Below are 21,249 nucleotides of genomic sequence, written 5' to 3' on the forward strand. Positions count from 1 at the left end.
CCATGAACAGTTTTCAGCAAGATCAAGCCGCGCGTATTGCAGAAGCAATTTACGTTCAGATCGTAGGAATAGCCCTTTCTTCACCCGGATTGGTGGTTGACTTCCATGCCGCCGATCAGGCCGCGCAAGCAGCAGGGAAAGCGTACGCTACGACCAGTAACGGGAGCGCGAAATCTCCTGTCACAAAGCCACTCAATATCTAATTGCCCAAAAGGAGGGAGCAGGCTTTTGCCTCGCTCCTCCCCTTGCAAATTCTAAACTATTCAAAGTCCGCTATTTGAGCGCAATCGCTATGCGTGGCTGATTCATGGCTACGTGCTCAGCTAGGTCATACGTGGCTCTGTAAAAATCAATGCCTATTGAGCTTACAAGTATTTCTCACGGGCGGAGAGAGCGATGCGAATCGCATGCCGCTTAGCATCTCCCGCACTTATCTGCTGGCAAGAACAAGAAGAGCGGTGCGAGCAATTGCCGGTATAGCCAAGGACTTTTGAACCAATTCAGCGACTACCTGAAAGATCTAGGCTTTGCCAAAGGCATTGGTTTCCATGGCTTCCGCTGCATCCTGGCCACAGAGCTTCATGCGGCAGGCATCACAGCTCGGGACATCGCGTTGCTCACGGGACATTCGCTTATTAAGAGCGTGCCAGTGCTGCAAGACCACTACATTCATAAGTCGTCAGGCAATGTCATGCAAAGACAACTTGCAGCACTATCACTCTATCAACCTAGCGTTCAGTTGCCGGTGTATCAGCGGGGTCAGTTCAAAGAGAAGCTTCGTAAGGGCACGAAGATGTGTCCCTAGTTGGGTGGATAATCCTGGCAGCTTTTGCACATAGCGCAGTATCTGGCGAAGCTGTGCAGCTGGAAGGCAGCAAGTTGACCGACCAGGCGGCGGGCGCTAGGTCCATCAAAGTGTCGGGGATCGACGCTGGGTGGATCTTGCCGAGCGGCCACGTCGAGGTCAAAGGCGAGACAGGATCGCTGCATATCAGTTTCGAGCCTTACGTGTTCATGGAAGACCGGAACGTCGTCGCCTGTGTTGCAAAAAAAACGGGACCAAAGATCTTGTTACTCGCCTTCTGCGATGGGCGGCAATGCCCGCCTTCCAACTACACGTCATCAATCCCACAACGACGAGGATCGAGACCGCGACTTAGTATGAGGAATGCCCGCTTGCCTGCGCAGAGCAATCCTTGGGCATCAGATTGCCCAAGGATTGCGTGATGGAACATCCTTTCGCGTTGACCAATAAATATGATTCGGAGAGACCTAGCTGTTCGCCGTCTTGCCTGCAGCTGGCCAGATACGAAGCAACTGCGCAAAGAGGTGCTCAGTGCGAATCCGGATTGCCGCCTCGTGCCAGTCGTCGGCTTCCTTCCCATGAAAGTAGCGGGTCAAGTTCATCTTGGAATACTTCAAGAGCTCCGGGCGCTTGTTCGCCCAAGCAGCATTCTGCAAAGACGAATTGAATTTTCCGGTGATCAGGGTCAAGTTACCCAAGGTGTTGAGCATGACGCTTCTACGAACCATGGCCTTCTGCTTGGTCAGCTCATCCACCTGGTCTTGTTCCGGCAGTGGCCAGTGGGTAAGCCAGGCTTGCGGCATCACATGCTCGATGGTGAGCTTCGATGGCATCGCGATCGCTTCGCTCTTGCTGGACATGGAGAATGCATCCAAGGCTTCAAGCACGGCACGTACCTTCTTCTGTGCCAACCTGCCATAAAGCTCCTGCTCGAAGATCGCCACGAGTAATTCATCATCCGTTGGGAACTTGGTGCTCTCGCCAGTGCCCTTGCCCAGTTGCTCAGCGACGGTGGCTGCGGACACTCCGCCCGCCTTCTCAACGGCCTTGATCAAGTCCACAAACAGCCGGTTGTAGTTCTTCGTCGTGTAATTGGTGATCAGGCGGCGCATCAGGAAGCTTTCGAGCACGCCTAAGATCTTGTCGAACTCGTCCCTGTTGTCGGGCATCAAGCTCGCGTAGGCATACAGGAGGAACGGATAGACCGTAGCAGTGTCTACCGCTTCCAAACGGCGTAGGAACAGTGCCAAAGCGTCATGGTCTTTGGGCTCATAGAACGCCTGGAAGATATCCCCGAATTGAGCGAGTTGCTGGATATGGGCCGCAGGTGTGGTGGGAGCCGGAATGCTTGCTTCTGGATCCGCCTCTGCATGATCTACAAAGTTCTTGTATGCATTGAACAGATGGGTGGACTTCACCTCATCCCGAGTCATCATGGACAGGTAGTGGTTGATGAAAAGGTCAATGCGGGGGCGGTAGATGCGACCCTGCTGGACGGGCTCTCGCCAGAACTTGCTGTCAAAGCGCTCCCAATGCTTGGCGTAGAGCTTTTCTACATACTTCTCCGTCGCACCCTCTACCCTCGCAGCTTTGCGGAACAGATAGTTCTTGATCAGATCAGCAGGTAGGAGCTCGGTGCCGCGAGCATTGAGCGTTTCGAAGATGACTTGCGTCTCATCTCCCGCAGTCAAGTTGATCACCACCAGCTGTAAGCCATCCTGCACGACCAACCAGATGCACTCCAGGCGGTCCCCAACCGTCTTGCCAGATAGCGCTTCGGCATCGGCCTCGTCATCAAGCTTGCCCGCAGCCCAGTCGACCAGGTGCTTGCTGAAATAGCGATAGGCGCCAACGATCTGGCTGCCATGAAGCTCTGGCTTCCCTTTGGCCCCCTGCTCTACCTCGGCGTCGGAAGTGCACTCACACACCAGCCGGAATGCAGGCCGGTCGGAGTTAGTGGGAAGAAGCTTGAACTTTTCCTCTTCGGTCTCTGCCCGGTTGGCTGCGTTCTCGATCAAGCCAGTGAAGCGACCAGCGAACTTCTCCGCCCCTTTGGCAGCACATAGGTTACGCGCAGCCATCAAGAAGACTTGCAAGGTTGTGAAGCGCTGCTGGCCGTCGATGACCAGGCGTGTCTCGATGGAACCTGCGGGGTTGGGCACCTGTTCGAGCACGATGGCGCCCATGAAGTGCGGGTGCGCCTTGCCTGTGCGAAGCCGCTTGTCCAAGAGTGCTTGGATATCTTCCCAAAGCGGCTCCCAGTTCTCTTTCTCCTCCCAGACATAGGGCCTTTGAAACAGCGGCACTTGGTAAAACTTGTTTCCGTCGAACAAAGCGTCGAGCTGATTGGTTTTTGCGTCCATCGATCCCCAAGATCCTTTGTTACTGCGCCTTTCAGCGGTTTAGAGAGTGCGCGGCCCTACCGACGTCCCCCCGCCCTGAGTAATGGTCGGGTTTGGAGTCCTGGGCTGATGATATCGGTGTTTGCCAGATGTTGGGCATAAGCAGCCGGGGTCATGCCGCCGATTGCTTTTTTGGGTCGATCCTCGCTGAAGCCATGCCGCCGGCATAGGTCCTTGATCGCCACGCCCGCTTCGGCTTCGCGCAGGAAGCCAATGATCTGTTCCTCGGTAAAGCGCTTCTTCACGTCCAATCTCCTCGGGGTAGGGAATTGGACTCCAAACTGGGGTGCCACTCAAAATCGGGGGGGACGTCGATAGTCATCCTCAACAAAAAAGGGAAGTTCGCCGGCAAGCGCGGTTGTGGCTGTTTGTCCCGTCTTGTCGACTAACCTCTCCATAGAGCATTATTGAGCGAGATAGACCTCAACCTAAAGTTTGTCAGTCAAAGTGCAGGGGGCGCTTTTGAGATGAATCAAGTCAGGATTGTTCTACTGAGTGGTGCATTTGGTGTCGGGAAATCAGCAGCCACCACTGAACTCATCAACGAGTTCGGCTTTCAGAAGGTCAGCACAAGCGCCTATCTCAGAAGCTTCATCCCCGACGCCTCGCTATCCGAAACCGAGCTTCGCCGACAGCTTCAAGAGGCCGGCGATCGTCTTGATGCTGAGACGGACTACACATGGGTCGTTGATCCGGTAACCATCCGGGCCATTGAGCAAGCGCCGGATACGAAGGGCTGGATCATTGATGCCGTTCGTAAGGCGCGGCAGGTTGAGCACTTCCGCTCGCGATTTGGATCGGCTGTTCGCCATGTCCATCTTGAAGCGCCTGAGGCGGTGCTCCGTTCACGCTATGCCCATTCTGATGACGACTATTCAAATGCGGTATCCCACCCTAACGAGGTGAGTGCTCGCTCGCTGCGAAGCATCGCCGATTGCCTGATCGAAACATCAACACAGACGCCCGAGCAGGTAGCGTCCAGCATCATCAAGAATTGGAGCTGACGATGCCAAGCCACCGGGTGGTCATCATCAGCGGCAAGCGATGCTCAGGCAAAAGTGGCTTGGCCAAAGCGTTGGCTGAGCGCTATGGATTTCGCCTCATTTCCACCGATGACATTCTTTCAGGTCAACTCGAACTAAGTAGTGGTCATGTGGCCCCTCCCCGTATCGCTCCCAGGACACCCATGCCGGATCGGGATCGATATGGCGAATGGGTCAATGAGAGTGTGCAAAAGATCTACGACTCATTGAAAGAAGACGAGCCAGGGATTGTCGTGGATGCGGTGCGCTCTGTTGAACAAGTCAATCAGTTGCGTCAACGCTTTCACACTCGACTTACCCATGTGCATTTGTATGCGTCAAAAGAAGTTTTGCTGCAACGCTACATCGCATCAACAACGGACAATCCGGGCGGCTTAGTCTACGACCAACTTGACGATCTTGATGACGGCGAGATCAAAATTCTCAAAGAAGATGCCGATGTTCGCATCTACACCGTCCGCGCTGATCATGAGGACACGCTCGTCCGCGTCGCTGCACACCTTCATCTCCTGACGCCACCGGACGTCCGCTGTGTGGATGTGCTGGTCGGTGGACAATATGGTAGTGAGGGCAAGGGCAACATCGTGGCTTATCTCGCTAACGAATACGATGTGCTTGTTCGCGTAGGCGGTCCCAATGCCGGACACACTGTGGCTAATGCCGTAGGCAAGGCAATTCACCATCAACTTCCTTCCGGCGCAAGCTTCTCCAATGCCAAACTCCTGCTGGGCGCTGGCTTTACGATCAATGTTAAAGGGCTCTTGGAGGAGATTGCAAAGTTCAAGATCGGACCCGACCGGCTGTTCATCGATCCACAGGCGACCATCATTGAGGAAGAAGACATCACACTCGAAAAGGGCGGTGTCGTTGGTGCCATTGCATCCACTGGCAGCGGAAGCGGCGCCGCCAAGGCGCGGCGCATTCTCAACAGAGGAAACGCCTCAAAGCTGGTGAAACTTGCCCGCGACATTCCTGAGCTGAAACCTTATATCGGCTCCACCGAGGAGCATCTGGAACATGCCTATCGAAAGGGCCACTCCGTGCTCTTGGAAGGAACGCAAGGGAGTGCACTTAGTCTCTATCATGGCGCGTATCCGCATGTCACGTCCCGCGATACCAATGTAGCAGGGTGCCTTGCGGAAGCTGGCATCTCGCCTAGTCGTGTCCGAAAGATCCTCATGGTCGTGCGCACCACGCCAATCCGAGTTGCTGACCCAGACGGTGAAGCCGGAAATACCTCTGGAAAGCTCAAAAATGAAACCACCTTTGCCATCATTGCCGGGGCAGCAGGACTGGACGCCGCCGAAGTTCAAGGCGCCGAGATCACCTCCACAACTAAACGCAATCGGCGCGTTGGCTGGTTCGAATGGAGCGAGTTCCGCCGCGCGTGCAACCTCAATGCGCCGACCGACATTGTGCTGACCTTCGTCGACTACCTAGATGAAGCCAACCAGAAAGCTAGGCGTTTTGACCAACTAGCAGTAGACACAATCAAGTTCATCGAAGAGCTGGAACGCGTGGCACAAGCCCCCGTTTCACTGATCAACACGAGATTCCCAAAAAAAGACAGCGACTTCAAGGATCTTCGATCCATCATTGACCGTCGCAATTGGACCGCGCGTTCGCGTTTGGAGTAAAGCAGTGGAATTGAGCAAGTTGATTGAGCGCTACCCGCGCGTTTACCACATGGCGCTGGCTGGATCTTGGCCGAGCATCCAAGCGCGTGGACTCCTCTCTACAACGGGCGCGCTCGACGAGCTAGGGGTGTGCGGTAGCCGACGCACTCACCTTGAAGCCGAGCATCGCCCGGAAATGCAATCGGTGAAGCCCAACTCTCCGGATGACATCGTGCTTCGCGACCAGAAGCCGATGCCACCGGGCCGACTAGTGCATGCTCTGCCCCCACATGTCACGCCAGAACACTGGTATCGACTGATCAACAGCAAAGTCTTCTTCTGGGCCAAGCGCGAACGCCTACTACGGCTACTAAATTCTTATGATGAGTTTGAGCACGATGTCCTGACCATCGATACGGCAAGTCTTTTAGCCGCTCATGCAGAAAATACTTGGCTATGCCACATGAACTCTGGCAATACTTGGCCTATCCCACACCGTAGAGATGTCGACATCTTCAAACGCATTGCTGACTATCCTGCCAAAGCCAGCGGCGCTCCTGTCAAAGAGGTTGTGGAGCTGGTCATCGACCATGCCGTGCCTGATATCGCTGACCATGTTATCGCGGTCACCCGCATGAAGGGTGAGGTCGAGATCCGAACAATCCGATAGCCTTGCGGGTGAACGCCATCAGCTATCAGCACGAAGCACTTGCTCGTTGTCAGCGGAAGCCTAAACCGCCGCAAGACCGAAAGCAGGCATAGGCATGTCGCATCCAGCGTGGTCCTCCCTTGATCTGACCTTAAAGCTCTGATCCGGGAGCAAGCCAAGGGTATAATTTCCGCCCTGTACTAGAGCGTGTTATGAATTTTGAAGTAGAGACGCGGAATTTCCAAGCATGAGGATGGAGAAGACGACGAAGTGGAGTCCAGCCAGTGTTTCCGGCAGGCGTTCGTAGTCACGGGCCAGGCCTCGGAACCGATTGACCCAACCGAAACTGCGCTCCACGACCCAGCGGCGCGGCAGCAAGACAAAGCCTTTCTTGGCCTCCGGCAGTTTGACGACGTGCAGTTCAATGCCTTCCTCCCGTGCGGCTTCGGCCGGGCCTTCGCCTGTGTAGCCTTGATCGACGAACGCCAGTTTCACCGTCTCGCCCGTGACATGCCGAACTTCCTGCGCCAGCGATCGCACTTGGGCGCGTTCCTGCTCATCGGCGGGGGTGACCTGCACTGCTAGCAGGTGGCCGAGCGTATCCACCACCATGTGCACCTTGCTGCCCTTCTTGCGCTTATAGCCGTCGTAGCCGGCACGTGTCACGCTTTCGCAGGTGGACTGCAGCGTTCGGCCATCCAGGATCACGGCGCTGGGCTGCCCCTGCTTGCCTTGCGCCACCCGCAAGATCGAACGCAAGTCGTTGACCATGGCCTCATAGCGCCCAGCCTACAACCACCGCTGGGTTTGCTGGTAGACCGCCTCCTACGGCGGAAACTCGTGGGGAATCAAGCGCCAGGGTGCTCCAGCTCGCGCCATCCAGCGCAATGCGTTGAACCTCAAGCGCAGGTCGTACTTGCGCTGCCGTGCCTGCGGATCCATCAGTGTTAAATAGGGCGCAGCGAAGGCCCATTCTTCATCGGAGACGTCGGTCGGACACGGTCGTGGTGGCTTCAATCTCTTACGATAGCCGCAGGAGCCTTAAATTCATAACACGCTCTAGGCAAAGATTTGCGACGCATATAAGAATAGATAAAAACCATTAATTCGCACCCCACAAATTAAAACGAAATCCATTGCCGCTACAGCCCCCCCCTGTCCCGCACTAAAAAATTACTATAACGTTGGCCTTTCATCAAAATCCCAATCCTTGCCTCGCGCTGCGTTAAGAGCCTTTAACACATGCATGACAACCAAGTAAACTATACCCGCACACCCCAGACCCATATAAATTTTTTCATCGCCACCTACAACAGCATCATACTTACCATCAAACATTTTATAAAAGATCTTTAATATCACGCTCACACTAATTCCATCAACAATAAGAAACAAAAAAGTTCCTGTCGCCAACTTAATTTTGTGAAGATATGCAACATAGCCGATAACTCCGGCAAGCAGAATTCCGACCATCAAATATATAAACTCAGGCACATCCCACCTCATCAATAGCCTACAAATCAGAAGATCAAATATGTTGGAAAAATAGCTAAGAAATCGACCCTTGCAGGAACTTAAAAACACCCATTACTACAGTAAGTAAAGCCCCGCCTGCCACTGAGAAATACCACACATCTTCGAATGTCGGGATCTTCGAGTATTTTTTTAATAAGTAATCTTTCATTCAAGGCCTCGCACTCGTAAATATTATTACAATATTAAATGAGGCACCCAAGCAGTCAATGCACAACAAACCAAACCGGCCAAAAATATTTTTCATTCGCTATAATGAACTTCATGCAACCTCACGTATTCCAGGAATTCTTCCTGCGGATGCCGTGAAATTTGCCATTTTGAATTTGCGCCTATTGGTGCACTTCTTTGGCCCACGCAGGTCACAACGAGATTTTGCTTAGCGCGACTCACACCGACAAAAAATGCATTTCTATTTTCATCTTGATCGCCCCACCATGTCTCGCGCTCTGTGCAAGGCAAAACGACACACTCGAACTCCATACCTTTGCATTTATGGATCGTCATTACTCGGATTGATCCTTCATCCAAAAATCTTGCCAGTGCTTGCTCCAGATGGTGATGCTCACGAATAAAGTTTCCGAGAACCTCGTAAACTTGGCTCAAAATTTCGGCTAAGCGCGGGGCGTCGTATTCCGAAGAGAGCGACAGCAGTGTTGCAATCGGAATCAACGCCATGACCTCTTGCAGCTGCTCAAAGGCAATCTCCGCCTGATCACCAGCAAGCCCCTTAGCTACACGATCGCGAGCGGCACTCAGCAGCCTGATCCAGTCGCCTTGCTCATCGTCTTGTGCAGTCAAAGCATACAGAACCGATGCGTAGGCGTTTGGCGCAGGCTTTCGACCAAGAACGCGCAGGAGGTTGACCACGAACTCTGTAACGGGTTCCGACACCAAGTCTTGTAGCTCCTGCTCATTGCGACGCGGAATGCTACGACGATCCAACTCACCGTCGATGGCTTGATTGAACATAACGCTTTGGCGAATGTGAAGGATGGCGATTTCGTGCGGCGCGATGCCTTCGGCAATCCACTCCTCAATCTTCTCTGCAATGCGCGCGGCCTCGGCCCGCTCATCAGCGAAACGCGCTAAGTAGACCTTGCCATCTTCACCAACAATATCTTTCTCCGCGATAGCCGAGGATGGCTCCATCTGAATGATCATCCGGTTTTGCACCCGACGAATGGCAGGAGCAGACCGCCAGTTCTGGACAAGCTTCAAGGGCACAGCGGCGAATTCATCAGCAAACTTCCCCATCACCCCATCAAGTGCCCCCGCCCAGCCCATAATTTTTTGCTTAGCATCTCCCACAGCGGTGATGGAGGTGTGGCTATCTTTGAACAGAGTGTGGATCAGCTTGTATTGCGCGCTTGTGCAGTCTTGGAACTCATCTAAGAACACATGGCTGTAAGCCATGTTGATGGATCGCTTTATCATTGGATGCTGCTCGATGAGTTGTTGCGCCAGAGGCACCAACTCCTTGAACGCTACTTGGATGGTATTGACACGGGTCACGCCGACTTTGAACCCGTGATCCAGCCGATCCGTCGGCTTTAGAAGCGGCCGGTAGATCGCGATGATCCGACGCGCAAAGGCGTCGAAGGTCATACTGTTCAGACGGTGGGCGTGGTCAAAGCCCGATCGATCCCTCACTCGCCTACGAAGAGTGTGAGCGGCGTCGGTCTTGAACGAGATGGCTAAGATCTTCTTGGGATAACGGCTCGTGCCCGTCCTGAGCACAAAATCGGCGCGCTGAGCTAAAAGCTCTGTCTTCCCTGATCCGGGATTAGCAATGACCATGCTGTTCCCATGAAGTGCCGTGATCGCAGCTTTTGCGCCGGGTTCCAAGGTTTTGATGGCGATCGGGCTCCACTGAGCTGGTGTGATCATTCCGAGTCTGCCGCCAACATGGTGACCACACGCTGGCAAAGAACTTTCAGCGTATTTGGTGCATCCGCTATCAACTCTTCGTCGCTCAGGTTGGCCAAGGCTTGAAGATGCGCTACTGGCTTGCTGCCAAGTTTGAACAGACAATGGTAGTCGTGAAAAAAACTTTGAGCCTCTTCACTTAAGTGACTGGCGATTCCGCTTTTGCCTAAGACCGCAGTTATTAAATCATCGTCATCGCCCAATGGCTGCCCCATCGCACCATAGGCGTCTGGAAATTTGCGCATCATGATGAAATCAAGATCAATGGGGAGCGAGAAGAACACACCCGCACGTTTCAAAAAGCGCAGCTCTTCAAAGAAGTCCTCTCCGCCACAAGATGTTTTCCATCCGGGAAGCGCATTCACCTCAGCAGCGGTGCGCACTGGATGGCCGTTTGGAAACTGGCGCAAATAGCCATGTGCGACTTTGATGCGCCCCCATCCTCCGCCATGGCGCCCGTAGTCAAGGTCAAGCAGTGTGATATAAGGCACGCGCAAACTGGATAGTAAGCGCCAGAAATGATTGACATGGCGACCGCCCAGAGGCGCCACGCAGACACTGGATGCGTCCGCTTCGACGCCCATTGCGCCGAGCATGCGATGCAGCACGATGTCCTCGCTGTCGCCCTCACCCAAAACGACGAGCTTGGCGAAGTAGACCTCCGGATAGGCCATTACTGCCTGACGAACGAACTTACCTGCCTCTCCGGCCTCATCCGGAAGAACGATTTGGCTGACTTGTGTGGTTCGATCAGCATCAAGCCGCAGATGGCGGATTAAATCAGGCGTTGCTCTGCGCAAGATGGCAGGCGAGTGCGTGGCCACAATCGCTTGCCCTCCTGACTCTTCTTTGAGATCCCGAAGCGATTGGATGACGCGACCTAGATACTGAGGCGAAAGGCTGTTCTCAGGCTCTTCCACCGCCAGCAAAGTGAAAGCAGCCGGCCTTAGCCGAGCTAAGTCAAAAGGTGACTCTGCGTCGGTCAACGCCGCGACATCAACCGCATGTGCTGCCAACACGAGCGAGATGTAAAGCAATGACTGCTGACCGTCACTGAGGCGCTCGAAATCCACTGAGGGCGTTTCATGACCGGGCGAGAAGCGAACACTGACTTGCTTCAACACCTCAGCGAGTCCGCCTGTGCCAAAAGCAATGCTAGGGGAGGCGAAGAACTTCCCCTTGTGAAGCTTTCCCCACCCTGTCGTAAGTGCCTTACCGAAGGCTGCGACGCCCGCGTTTTCGGTGACTGCTGCACCGAGCTGCTCAGATAGATCGTTTGCCTTGGTGCGCTCAGCGGTCCAGTCTGCCGCTCGGAGGGCCCTTCCGAGCAGTGAGGCTGCGCTGTATGCGATGTGATCAGCCGGGTTACGCCGGGCCGGAAGATAGTGAACCTGGATGGCTTGCCGATCCAGCTTTGGCATACCTCGAAGCTGCGTAGGCGCGCCGTCCTCGTCGGCTGTCAATACGTATTCCAGGCGTTGCTCGATCTCTCCGCTTTCATCCATTTCAGCCGTGAGGCGAATGCGCACCCCGGGAACTTCGCCCGCACTTTGGAGCTGCATGTGAGAGAAGAAGATCGGAACAGCTGCGGTGCCCTCGCCCTCCTCGACCTCGGGAAACGTGAAGTCTGTCTCGATCCATAGACTCGCGGCCTTCCCCTCCGCTGGAACTTCGCCCATTGCCACATGGAAATCGGAAGGGAGCACAGCGCGCATGCCCCCTGTGGTGCCGAACATACGCGCCAAAGCCGTTAGAACGGCGGTCTTACCCGCCCCATTTGGGCCTAGAAGGTAAGTCATCGAATCCAGCTTAACTTCAACTGGTTCTGGACCGAAGGACCAGAAATTACTAATCCTGACGACTGCCAACTGCATGAACATCCCCTGTTCCGCCCCCTATGGGCCTCCCTATCGTAACGCTACTGCCTGCCGCCTGAAACGTAACGCTTCGACTTCAAGATTCTGACCTTGCGGCCGATAAAGCCTCTGTGAGGTCGTGCTAGGGAAGCGCACGGCATGGTCTCGCGCTCCTCAAGCATCGTTAGGCAGATTGAAAGGAATCAATATGGCAGCAAATATCCAGCAGTTTGTCACCGAGCGCGGCATTAAGGCCCTCTTCCACTTCACGCGCGAAGAGAATTTGGCTTCCATCCTTAGTCGAGGGTTGTTGCGGCGTGATCAGCTGTCTAGCTCAGAAGGCGCGGTCTTCAATGACGACTTTCGTCTTGATCGCACCTCCGCCATCTGCCTCTCAGTTGGCTTTCCCAACTATAAGATGTTCTACCCACTCAGGATAAAGAACCCTGACACGAAGTGGGTGGTCATAGCGGTTATGCCTTCGGTGCTTTGGATGCTACCATGTGCTTTCTGCACGACCAATGCCGCATCAAATGCGGTAACAGCAAGCACTTTGGCTCAACGGATGGGCCTGGCACCGTTCCAGAACATGTATGGTGATTGTAGTGGGAAGACAAGAAGCTCGCTCGGCATTCCCAACTATTATCCCACTGATCCGCAGGCAGAAGTTTTAGTGCTGAACGATATTCCACCGACATACTTGATGGGCTTAGCCACCCACACTAGCGAAGACAAGAACCGCATGCTTTCGAGGCATGCGGGCACGTATGTAGTCCACGCACCTGCTCTTTTCAGTGGTCGCCAGGATTTTGCACATTGGAAACAGGCGACCTAAGCGTGGCGACTCGCCCCATCTTCATGCCGAGCTTCGAGGGACCCATGCTGGTCTCCACCCGTCATGTGGAGTTCCAGTGGCACCCAGGCATGGCCATAAGCCAGTCGCAGAAATCTATTGCATCACTTCACGACCAAGCAAAACGGCAGCTTGGCGTTGATCGAGTTTTAGAGATATCCAGCAAGTCACCCGATTCACTTGGGGTTGATCTGAGCGCTTTCAACTTGATGATCAAGACCGTCAAGCACGAGCGAGAATTTAGCCTGGAGTGTGCCTTTCAAGCAAGTAAAGTCTTCGAGAATGGCGGGCCCTATAAAGATCTGTTGAACGCGCGATCCCTCGACGCCAAGCGCGATCCGCGCTTGAAAGAAAGTGGCCGATTGATCAAGTTCCATTTCTTCAATGTTGATTGGGAACTAGAACCAAGAACCGCATTCTATGACTGGCTTTACATGAACGCCCTGCACAAGCAGCCGGACCTTTCCGAACAAGTGCTCACATACCGAGCATTTTCGGACATCGCGTTTAACCCGGACAAGTCAGTCAATTGCCAGGCCTATGCCGCAGCGCTTTATGTCTCGCTTCAAGAGCGAGGCTTGTTGAGCGAAACGATGCTCAAAGACAAGGAGTTATATCTGTCGACCGTTAAGACAGGCGTCATCAGCAACGCGCGCGAAGACAATACTGTCCAAAGCCCACTGATTTGAGTTTTTCTCACCCCGTCGTCCATTGGCATCGCCTTTCTCCAATTCTTTGAGGCCCACCAACTGATCTCCTTCATCAAAGTTACGACCACTTGACTGCCGGCGTAACCCCTGAAAGCATGCAAGGCAAGACAGGGGGTCTAATGGACAAAGCAAGGGATCGTCGGAGTGACCAGGACTACACGGCCCAACAGGTAGCTGACTTGGATCCGTCTGCTCGCCGGGCACTGAAGCCCCATCTACGCTGCCCCTATTGCGAGGCAACCGCTCATTTCAGGTCAGCGTCGAGGCTCAGCCCAGGGCGACGAAGCAAGGTCGCGCATTTCTATGCCCTACCCCACGGTGACGAGTGCGACATTACCCGAAGCTATGGTGATCCATGGGAAGACGATGATACCGATCGGACTGTGGCTCATTGGGAGCAGCGAAACACTACGCTGATTGTTCGGATTTTGACCGATCAAGATGAAGGCTCGGCCGATAACGTCTCAACGGGTGACCCAACGGAGAGCGAAAGCCGATCTCGTGCCGGCGGCGACCAGACCCGATCGACGAACTCGGTATCGCGCGGTCCTCAAAAGCTTCTTGAACAGCTTGTGCATTGGCCGAGCTTTAAGACAAGCGCCATGATGATTCGCATGCCAGGCAATGACCGACCTGAGTTGGCGGTCCATAACGCTTTCGTGCGTTTTGAATCGGCCAGCATGGCGCAGCACACCGGTCGCTGGCTAGGGTTCTGGGGCATTGTCAGATCTTGGAGCATCTGGCAGGGCCATAACACTTACTTTTCCAACTTCGGCCCCACGCACCAGAGCTTCCGTATCGCCATTCACCGGGACAAGATCCCCCCTATCCTCGCACGTTATGGCCTATCGAGTATCGATGAGATGGTTGGCCACTATCTTCTCCTTTTCGATTACGCCCGAGAGTCAGGCTCAGGGCGTTTTATGGCTGACGTCAATTCGGTGCATCACATCGGATTCTTGCGGAACGATCAAAGTAGCTGAGTAGCTCATCGAACACGTCAACCATGCGCCATACCGAAATTGTCAGATCGAAGCGTTCCACCTCGTCACCAGAAGACTCGAACAGTGCGTCCTCCAGACGGTCGTGGTCCATCACACGCTTCGTCGGTAGCCTAGCTGCCATGACGACGCTGGCTGGAATCGTGCTTCACGGATGCGGACATGTTGCCTACACCAGCTACCTCAAAGCCTGGGGCGTTCAAGCCGACCTATTTCCCCAATCAGCCGACTGGAAGGTTGTTCGCGGTTACTATGCCGTTGTGCTTCAAGGGTTCGGAATGTTCAGCGCTTTTCCGTGGGGTTCAATAGCGATCGCTTTTTTTACGTTATGGCTAGCTGTCTGGGTTTACCGCCTCCCCGCACAATCGGTTCGCAATGGTCGCCTTCAAGATTTCTATCGGCGTCATCCACGAGTAAAGCTTGGTCTCACCTCAGGAGGTATAGCCTTTTCGGGAATTTATCTAGCATTGACGCTGTATTCCGTTGGCTTGCTCGTTTCAACAATCCCAGGCGTGATTGGGGAGCGTTACGGAAAGAAGGAAGCAGTTACTGAGAAGCGCCGCCTCCTTGGTCCGGTATCGCGAGGCGATACAGAACTCTGGGAAAAGGGTGAGCGAAAGATCCGAGGCCACATCATTGCCAGTAGCTCTGACCTGATCGCCATCTACGACACTGACCTCCATCAGGTACGAACCCTATCGCGGGGCGATTGGGAGATACGGAGAGCAGGTCCTTAGAAGTAAGCAACGGAGCGGAGTGAGGATGCCGATGACATCCAGGCGTATTTCTACAGCATTCGCTTACAAGCGTGCGCCGCGAGCAGGGCTCTTCTCTATTGAACTTGACGTATTGCTCTGCGCAAATCTCTTGCGCTCGTTGGATTGAAGCTCTCTGTGCTGCTTCGTAGCGTCAAGTCTGGCAATCGCTTCATCAAGCTTGGCTTCGATCTCTTCGTCCGAGATCAATTCGCGCACGTTATCTAGGTTCACTCGGCGAACCAGAACATCCGCCACTTCATCATGGTCATTTTGGAGTGCAGCAAACAAGCCGGCCTCTGGATAGGCGGTCTTGTGGGCGAACTCCAAGATCGACTTGACCATTCCTGCATCGCCCTTCGTTGCTGCAGCGAACAGTGCTTTCTCGCCAAAGTCGCGAGGCGCATGGCCTGTTCTGACGATCGCCCAAAGTATCGTCCGCACCAGCTGTTCATGACCTTTGGCAGCAGCGACGTTGAGCCCCAGCGAAAAGGTGTCTTCCGGATCCGGAAGACCAGCTTCGATCAAGAACTCAACGACCTCGGCATGATTGTTCTCGGCCGCCGCCGCAAAGCCATGCTGCGCACATTGAATTTTGGATGAAAACGGCAACAGATGCTTGACCACTTCCAAGTGGCCTTCCCGACACGCAGCGATCAGCGCTCGACTGTCCTGGGCTTTAGCATCTGAAAAAAGGACCAACTGAAAGACCATATCTGCGTGACCATGACGCGCTGCCTCATACAGCGCCTGAGAATCGCCTTGCAAAGGACTACACTCCTTGAGCAGGCGTTTGACGCACTCCGTGTGCCCGTGCCTGGCAGCAAGCACCAATGCCTCGTCGTTTTCTGCGTCGCAAAACGCCATGAGCTGCTCAACTGCCCGCGCTGAACCCGCCTTGGCGGCGACATCAAGCGGATAGACCGCAAACGACTTTGACAGCAGTGGCGCCAGCTGATCAACCAAGCTTTCTTTGCCGCTCTTGATCGCCACCTCAATGGCGTAGCGTGCCGCAGCATCGATGTCACCCTGAGCCTGACAAAGCGACTGCACATATGTCTCGCTTCCCTGCTTCACTGCTTGTCTAATATTTCTTCTAATTGATTGGTCCATTTCGTCTCCTTTCCATTCAACTTAAGGCCGAAACGCCTTTCGTCAAGATCGCAGCGTGACAGCATCAGTCGATTGGACAAGCCGAGAAGGGACTTACAGGTCGTCGATGTCAGGAACATGGTCCTCGTAGTCACACGCAATGAGCGTGCCGGTTTCATCTTCGATGCGATGGATTTCGGGTGCACTAAACCATTCTTCGAAATCGAAGTCACTGTTCGCAATCGTGTCGACATCGCACTGAGCAAGCGCCTCCTGCGGCGAGCTTGCTTCAACTGTCATGTAGTGGGCGACTTGGACCGTCGCATTGATCTCGATGGTGTATTTCATCTTGCTCTCCGCGCTTGACGACTTGCCAAGCTTCGGAACGCAATCTATGCATCGCAGGCGCGTCGCTACAGGACGAAATCGCCACGATCGCTGAACATCCATTCATCCGTCGCCGATAACGCCAGCGCCCGGATGCACCAGGCAGCCAATACGTGGGGTGGGCCGCCGCGCTAAACGGGCTTCGTGTCTTCGTCTAACTCTTGGCGATCCAGCCACGCCATCTTGGCATCATGGACCGCCATCAGATGCAACCGGTAGGCGTTTCGCCAACGCCTCTTCTCAGGGTTTGATTGCCAAGGCAGCGCCAAGGCTTGATCGATGGTCAGGGCCAAGATCGTTGCGCCTTGCTGAAAAGCTTCTTCAATCACACTCATGTCGAGCCCCGTGATGCCCGCATGTGAGATCACGCTCTTGATCTTGCCAGCCGATTCACGGATCACAATGAATGGAATGCCCTTCCCCGTTCGACCGAATTTGCCCGAGATCGGATCTTGGATCTTCTCCCGGGCTTTGGTGACTTGCGCATACCACGTCAAGAGGTCCACTTTGGGGATAGATCTCGGCGTGCTCTTGCTGATCAAAAACGGATTGCCGTGTTCTCGTTTGAGCTTGTCGAACTGACGCCTTGGGATGCTGAGGTAAAACTCCGCCATGGCTTGGGTGAAGCGCGTCGTGCTCGGTGAGCGATCAAGTCGTTGCTTCAGGCCATCGAAATCCTGGCTGGTGATGATGGCCTCGCGCTCATCGCGCTTTGCGATGACTTCAAGCGCAGCCCGCAAAAATCCGTCTTCGAAGCTTTCCGCCTTGCTGATATTTGTCATTCAAACCGTCCTTCGTTCTAGTCTCACTGCAAGCAACTTGCACCGCAAGCTTGCCACTCATCAGCCTGACAGCCTGTGGGCGATGGCGCTTGCCTGAAAATCCTAACGTATTCGTGGAGGAAGCACAGCGGGAAATCCGTCCGACGTCTTGGCAACCCAGCGCACCGCCTCTTGGCTACCTGCGGTGATTGCGAGTTGCATGTGAGCCATCACGACCAACGCGTTGCTTTGTTTGACCACAACTTCAACGAGTTCAAGCGGGAAGCCCGTTCGCAACCGATGAAGCGCGTGTGCACCCGCGTGGACAAACGAGTTGAGTGCCGCCCAAGAGTATTTCTTAAATTCCATAAACGCGTGCAACGGATCAGCTGCCTGCGTCACCGCTTCAAGAGCGAGCAGCATCTTGGATAGCATTGGCAAACGAGCCGCTAGTGATTCACTTGTCGGTGTCAGCTCTTCTTGTAAGCAGGCCACGTCGGTATCGCTTGCGCAGTAAAGGACCCACACGGCGCGCACCAGCGCTTCGAACTGCGCTCGATGGATGACTAAGGTGGACGGCTCAGAGCCGACTACGAGTAAGCAGCGACTCGCAACAGCGTACTCAATCGAAAGCAGGCATAGCGCGCGACAAACTTGCAGTCGATCACTTTGATCAAACGGCGGAGCCGCCGTAATGGGCGCCAACGCCTCCAATAGCTCATCAGAACCTTCAAAGAGCTTCTCAACCCGCTCAGACATCATGCTTCCCCAAGCATTGAAACAGTTGGATCGCATCCTGGCGCATCAACAACTCCCTCCTTCGATTTTTATCCATGCCGTAAAAATTTTCAGCAGCAGCTCTTTCACTTGGATCTTGCCGTAATGGCGTCAGCGGCGAAAGAGCGTGATGACCGAACTCAAGCGTAGCGCCATATCTTTTGCAAGATCAGGCGCACTGGTGGCCTATGCCAACAGCCGATGAGAGAGAGGGAGGGCTACGCCCACCCTCTTGCTGCAAGGCTGGTGTGCTGACGCCCGCCGATCACCAGGTGGTCCAGCACCCGGATGTCGAGGAGGCCCAGAGCCTGCTGCAGGCGCTCGGTGACCTTGCGGTCGGCTTCGCTTGGCTCCGGATTGCCGCTTGGGTGATTGTGGAAAAGGATGACGGCAGCTGCGTTCAATTCCAGGGCGCGCTTGGCGACTACTCGGGAATGAATATCGCAGCCGTCGATGGTGCCGAAGAAGAGATGTTCGGTTGCCAGGATCTGGTGCTTGATGTCCAGGAAGACGACTCCGAAGACTTCGTGCGGCAGGTGAGCGCAGCGGGCAATGAGGTAGTCGCCAGCTTGCTCGGGGCTGTGGATGCGGCCTTGGCGTTGAAGGCGTTGTTCCAGGATGGTGGCTGCGGCGAGCAAGATGCCCTCCTCGTCCATCTGGAGTTGGTATTGAGCCTTGATGTCTTGGGTGCGCTTCATCGGTTCTTCTCCACCAGCGCGTTGTGCGCCTCGTGGGAACCGACAGGCGAAGCGTCCGGCCCTACCGCACCCGAGAGCGAGCACTGCGCAAGCAGCGCGCAGCGCAGGGCCGTAACAAAGCGCAAGCGTCGAGAAGGAGGCTTGCCCTTGCGGTCGGGACAGCGAAGCCAAGATTCCCTTCAAGAGGCCAAGCGCTGGTGGAGAGTAGTGATGCGCTACTCCCATGCCGGTGGTTGAGGCGCCAAGAGGGCTGCATGCTGCTGGCGTGCAATTTTTGCCAATCGCCCTCACTCTTTTGCCGAGCGCTAATTTTTTCATGCCATAAGAGTCCGCTCACAAGAAGTGCTCGTGCTCACAGCATTTCGGCTGGACTAGTCTCAGGCACGCAGCTCAACCGTGTTTCGTAAAGCTATGGGACACTCGGGCCATCTCGCGACCTGCGGCCAACCATGCGAAACGCTCAGCTAAAAGCTGCCCTAGCTACTCGAATGCGAGTGCGAGTGCTTACAACGATTTGGGTCGTCTCACTTGCCGGGTGCGCAGCGACTGGCCCTGTCACTAGCTCGCCCATTGAAGGCCCCGTGCGTCTGGGCGAGATTGCGGCGGTCGATGGGCCCAAGGTGCGTCCCGACCAAGTGATTGAGGACAGCCGTTGCCCGGCTGATGTCCAATGTATTCATGCAGGGCAGCTGATCGTCAGGACGACCGTGCTCGGCGGCGGCTGGTCCCAGCAGATTGATCTCACGCTTGGCGTTCCGGTGCCTGTTGCCGACGGCACGTTGACACTGGTGGACGCCACACCCGTGCCCATCAATGGGATGGCCACCCCACTACCCGCCGCTCGCTTTACGTTCAAGTTTCAGGGCGGCCGCTAGCCAAGCGATCAATCGATCTGAACAAGCAGTTGCCGCCGCTTACTCTAGGGACTTCCGAGTCAGAGGACCAATCAAGAACTTGTCGTCCACCGCACTGGCAATAGCAAAGTGAACTGGGTTATCGCTGCGATTTCAGTGGGCGTGAGAGTAGGTCGGCTGATTGGCAACAGACGTCACCCCAGCCTTGTTCGTCCATGCTTCTGAGCCCATGCTAGAACAAAATCTCATTGATCCGCCGTCCAACGAATTCGGCATCCTGAGCAGTGAGAGCTTTTGCCTCAATGATCTGCGCCATGCCCGCGAAAGCACGTAAGAAATGGCATCTGTCAGGACTTGATGCCCGCAACGCTGGCACCGCATCGTCCAAGTGATCAAGGTGGGTTCGCAACTGGGCTCTGTCCATAACCCAGAGTATCGATGGCGCTGTCGCATCGCCTGAGATCGCACCGCCTGTGCCACGCTGGTGGAGCCACCCACTTGCTGGTGGCTCAGGTCGTTGGAGCTGGGTCACAACTTCAAGAATTAGGGATTGACGCTAGAGTTCGTTTGTTAGATACAAGTGACGACCGCGTGCCACATCGTGGCAATAGGGGCGCGGCGCAACCCTGCCACTCGCCCAGTTGGGCTGCCTGCTTCAACTCTGTCAACTCATGCGTTCCTCAACAGGCAACGGCCTTGTTCCGTGCTTGCTGAGCTTGTGCGACCCCAGAAAACACAAGGAGATGTGCTGCTATGCGATTCCGAATCTTCCTCGCCGTGTCGTTGATCACCACGTTCAGTGCTGCGGCCCAGGCCCAAGTGGTCACGCTCAACAAGGGCGGCTACACGTTGAGCTACGACTGCACGAACCGCACCGCGCTGCGCTACGAGTATGTATTGCAAGCCGACACCGGCTCGGCAGCGCGCCCTTCAAGCTTCAACTTGGATACCGAATTACCCAGTGGCTGCGCAGGCCAAACGTCGAGTGCTTCCTATGCCAGTGTGCGTTCGGGCTATGACCGGGGGCACTTGGTGACCTCCAACCACATGGACTACAACGCCACCTACATCCGCCGCGCCAACTTGATGTCTAACATCGTTCCTCAGGTGGCTAGCTTCAATCAAGGCATCTGGGTCCGTGCCGAAGAAGTGGCTGAGTGTTATCGCGATATAGCAAGCGTCCAAGTCTATGGGGGCGTCATTTACAGCGACACGACCAACGACTACTTCCTCACCAGTCATGGCATCCGCACGCCGGATTTCTTCTGGAAGACCATCATCACGGCCAATCCCAATGGCGGCTCGCGGGCCATCAGTTGGCTCATTCCGAACAGCGCCACGCTCGGATCGCTGGACAGCTACATCGTCAGCATCAATGAGCTGGAAGACACCTTTGGCGCCAGCACGATTGGCATCACGGCGCCAGCAGACGTCAAGGCGATGCTGCCGGCAACTACTTGGCCACAGCCGAGTGGTTGTGACCTGAGCTAATAGACGGCAATCCGCAGACGTAAGAAATGAGTGCCCG

At 54.9% G+C, this 21,249-nt stretch carries 20 protein-coding genes and 3 pseudogenes; 11 read left to right on the forward strand and 12 right to left on the reverse strand.

The genetic code is table 11. The annotated features are described in order from the left end of the window. The first annotated feature begins 2 nt into the window (after positions 1-2). Both XdyCFBP7245_RS23635 and XdyCFBP7245_RS00560 read left to right on the forward strand, forming a co-directional pair. Positions 3-203, forward strand: coding sequence for a hypothetical protein (locus XdyCFBP7245_RS23635; RefSeq protein WP_146091628.1), 201 nt, complete (start codon positions 3-5; stop codon positions 201-203). A 221-nt stretch (positions 204-424) separates the two neighbouring features. Beyond that, positions 425-805: pseudogene (locus tag XdyCFBP7245_RS00560) on the forward strand (integrase); the annotation flags it as partial. Positions 806-1,272: 467 nt separating this feature from the next. On the opposite strand, the gene XdyCFBP7245_RS00565 reads toward XdyCFBP7245_RS00560, so the two are convergent. Both XdyCFBP7245_RS00565 and XdyCFBP7245_RS24110 read right to left on the reverse strand, forming a co-directional pair. Then, the gene (locus XdyCFBP7245_RS00565) at positions 1,273-3,168 is read right to left on the reverse strand and encodes a DUF262 domain-containing protein (protein WP_104613920.1); all 1,896 of its coding nucleotides are present in this window, start codon (positions 3,166-3,168) and stop codon (positions 1,273-1,275) included. A 182-nt stretch (positions 3,169-3,350) separates the two neighbouring features. Beyond that, a pseudogene (locus XdyCFBP7245_RS24110) lies at positions 3,351-3,452 on the reverse strand (transposase); the annotation flags it as partial. Between the two features lie 162 nt (positions 3,453-3,614). Between XdyCFBP7245_RS24110 and XdyCFBP7245_RS00575 the strand changes: the two are divergent. From XdyCFBP7245_RS00575 to XdyCFBP7245_RS00585, 3 genes are read left to right on the forward strand one after another with little or no spacing between them, the layout of a single operon-like run. Beyond that, the gene (locus XdyCFBP7245_RS00575; RefSeq protein WP_082862035.1) at positions 3,615-4,211 is read left to right on the forward strand and encodes an AAA family ATPase; all 597 of its coding nucleotides are present in this window, start codon (positions 3,615-3,617) and stop codon (positions 4,209-4,211) included. Beyond that, entirely contained in the window at positions 4,202-5,887 is a 1,686-nt protein-coding gene (locus tag XdyCFBP7245_RS00580; protein WP_211287617.1) for an adenylosuccinate synthetase, read from the forward strand. Before XdyCFBP7245_RS00575 ends, XdyCFBP7245_RS00580 begins: the two co-directional genes overlap by 10 nt. Before the next feature lie 10 nt (positions 5,888-5,897). Further along, positions 5,898-6,536 carry a DUF7002 family protein gene (locus XdyCFBP7245_RS00585; RefSeq protein ID WP_211287618.1) on the forward strand — a complete coding sequence of 213 codons (639 nt, stop codon included), beginning with the start codon at positions 5,898-5,900 and terminating at the stop codon, positions 6,534-6,536. A gap of 189 nt (positions 6,537-6,725) precedes the next feature. Here the strand turns inward: XdyCFBP7245_RS00585 and XdyCFBP7245_RS00590 are convergent. The 4 genes and pseudogenes from XdyCFBP7245_RS00590 to XdyCFBP7245_RS00605 all read right to left on the reverse strand — a co-directional run bounded on the left by XdyCFBP7245_RS00590 (position 6,726) and on the right by XdyCFBP7245_RS00605 (position 11,857). Next, a pseudogene (locus XdyCFBP7245_RS00590) lies at positions 6,726-7,532 on the reverse strand (IS5 family transposase). A gap of 159 nt (positions 7,533-7,691) precedes the next feature. Beyond that, positions 7,692-8,009, reverse strand: a complete 318-nt coding sequence (locus XdyCFBP7245_RS00595; protein ID WP_146091629.1) for a hypothetical protein — start codon at positions 8,007-8,009, stop codon at positions 7,692-7,694. A gap of 282 nt (positions 8,010-8,291) precedes the next feature. After that, positions 8,292-9,938, reverse strand: coding sequence for a UvrD-helicase domain-containing protein (locus XdyCFBP7245_RS00600; protein WP_064509889.1), 1,647 nt, complete (start codon positions 9,936-9,938; stop codon positions 8,292-8,294). Beyond that, the gene (locus XdyCFBP7245_RS00605) at positions 9,935-11,857 is read right to left on the reverse strand and encodes an ATP-dependent nuclease (protein WP_239692218.1); all 1,923 of its coding nucleotides are present in this window, start codon (positions 11,855-11,857) and stop codon (positions 9,935-9,937) included. Before XdyCFBP7245_RS00605 ends, XdyCFBP7245_RS00600 begins: the two co-directional genes overlap by 4 nt. Positions 11,858-12,041: 184 nt before the next feature. On the opposite strand from XdyCFBP7245_RS00605, the gene XdyCFBP7245_RS00610 reads away from it, so the two are divergent. The 4 genes from XdyCFBP7245_RS00610 to XdyCFBP7245_RS00625 all read left to right on the forward strand — a co-directional run bounded on the left by XdyCFBP7245_RS00610 (position 12,042) and on the right by XdyCFBP7245_RS00625 (position 15,134). Beyond that, entirely contained in the window at positions 12,042-12,668 is a 627-nt protein-coding gene (locus tag XdyCFBP7245_RS00610) for a DarT ssDNA thymidine ADP-ribosyltransferase family protein (RefSeq protein WP_158255492.1), read from the forward strand. Between the two features lie 2 nt (positions 12,669-12,670). After that, positions 12,671-13,375, forward strand: coding sequence for a DarT1-associated NADAR antitoxin family protein (locus XdyCFBP7245_RS00615; RefSeq protein WP_064509891.1), 705 nt, complete (start codon positions 12,671-12,673; stop codon positions 13,373-13,375). A 449-nt stretch (positions 13,376-13,824) separates the two neighbouring features. Continuing rightward, a complete protein-coding gene (locus XdyCFBP7245_RS24390) occupies positions 13,825-14,379 on the forward strand; it encodes a hypothetical protein (protein WP_239692219.1) in 555 nt (184 codons plus the stop codon). 140 nt (positions 14,380-14,519) lie between these two features. Continuing rightward, the gene (locus XdyCFBP7245_RS00625; RefSeq protein ID WP_082862039.1) at positions 14,520-15,134 is read left to right on the forward strand and encodes a hypothetical protein; all 615 of its coding nucleotides are present in this window, start codon (positions 14,520-14,522) and stop codon (positions 15,132-15,134) included. A 63-nt stretch (positions 15,135-15,197) separates the two neighbouring features. Here the strand turns inward: XdyCFBP7245_RS00625 and XdyCFBP7245_RS00630 are convergent, their stop codons facing one another. From XdyCFBP7245_RS00630 to XdyCFBP7245_RS00650, 5 genes are all read right to left on the reverse strand, one after another. Beyond that, positions 15,198-16,265: an ankyrin repeat domain-containing protein gene (locus tag XdyCFBP7245_RS00630; RefSeq protein ID WP_064509892.1), complete on the reverse strand. Its 1,068-nt coding sequence runs from the start codon at positions 16,263-16,265 to the stop codon at positions 15,198-15,200. A 93-nt stretch (positions 16,266-16,358) separates the two neighbouring features. Further along, positions 16,359-16,592, reverse strand: coding sequence for a hypothetical protein (locus tag XdyCFBP7245_RS00635; protein WP_005923902.1), 234 nt, complete (start codon positions 16,590-16,592; stop codon positions 16,359-16,361). 170 nt (positions 16,593-16,762) lie between these two features. Further along, positions 16,763-17,413, reverse strand: a complete 651-nt coding sequence (locus tag XdyCFBP7245_RS00640) for a hypothetical protein (protein ID WP_005923911.1) — start codon at positions 17,411-17,413, stop codon at positions 16,763-16,765. Positions 17,414-17,515: 102 nt separating this feature from the next. Continuing rightward, positions 17,516-18,154 carry a DUF6988 family protein gene (locus XdyCFBP7245_RS00645; protein WP_064509893.1) on the reverse strand — a complete coding sequence of 213 codons (639 nt, stop codon included), beginning with the start codon at positions 18,152-18,154 and terminating at the stop codon, positions 17,516-17,518. Between the two features lie 233 nt (positions 18,155-18,387). Then, positions 18,388-18,867 (reverse strand): JAB domain-containing protein, encoded by a 480-nt coding sequence (locus tag XdyCFBP7245_RS00650; protein WP_104613922.1) that lies wholly within the window; start codon positions 18,865-18,867, stop codon positions 18,388-18,390. A 449-nt stretch (positions 18,868-19,316) separates the two neighbouring features. Between XdyCFBP7245_RS00650 and XdyCFBP7245_RS00655 the strand changes: the two genes are divergently transcribed. Next, positions 19,317-19,742, forward strand: coding sequence for a hypothetical protein (locus tag XdyCFBP7245_RS00655; RefSeq protein ID WP_386261080.1), 426 nt, complete (start codon positions 19,317-19,319; stop codon positions 19,740-19,742). 211 nt (positions 19,743-19,953) lie between these two features. Here XdyCFBP7245_RS00655 and XdyCFBP7245_RS24395 read toward each other — a convergent pair whose 3' ends face one another. Continuing rightward, positions 19,954-20,145, reverse strand: a complete 192-nt coding sequence (locus tag XdyCFBP7245_RS24395; protein ID WP_104613923.1) for a hypothetical protein — start codon at positions 20,143-20,145, stop codon at positions 19,954-19,956. A 329-nt stretch (positions 20,146-20,474) separates the two neighbouring features. On the opposite strand from XdyCFBP7245_RS24395, the gene XdyCFBP7245_RS00665 reads away from it, so the two are divergent. Beyond that, positions 20,475-21,212, forward strand: coding sequence for a DNA/RNA non-specific endonuclease (locus tag XdyCFBP7245_RS00665; RefSeq protein WP_104613924.1), 738 nt, complete (start codon positions 20,475-20,477; stop codon positions 21,210-21,212). Positions 21,213-21,249 lie beyond the last annotated feature (37 nt).

The organism is Xanthomonas dyei (assembly GCF_002939865.1).
In the GTDB taxonomy this organism is placed as follows: Bacteria; Pseudomonadota; Gammaproteobacteria; order Xanthomonadales; family Xanthomonadaceae; genus Xanthomonas; species Xanthomonas dyei.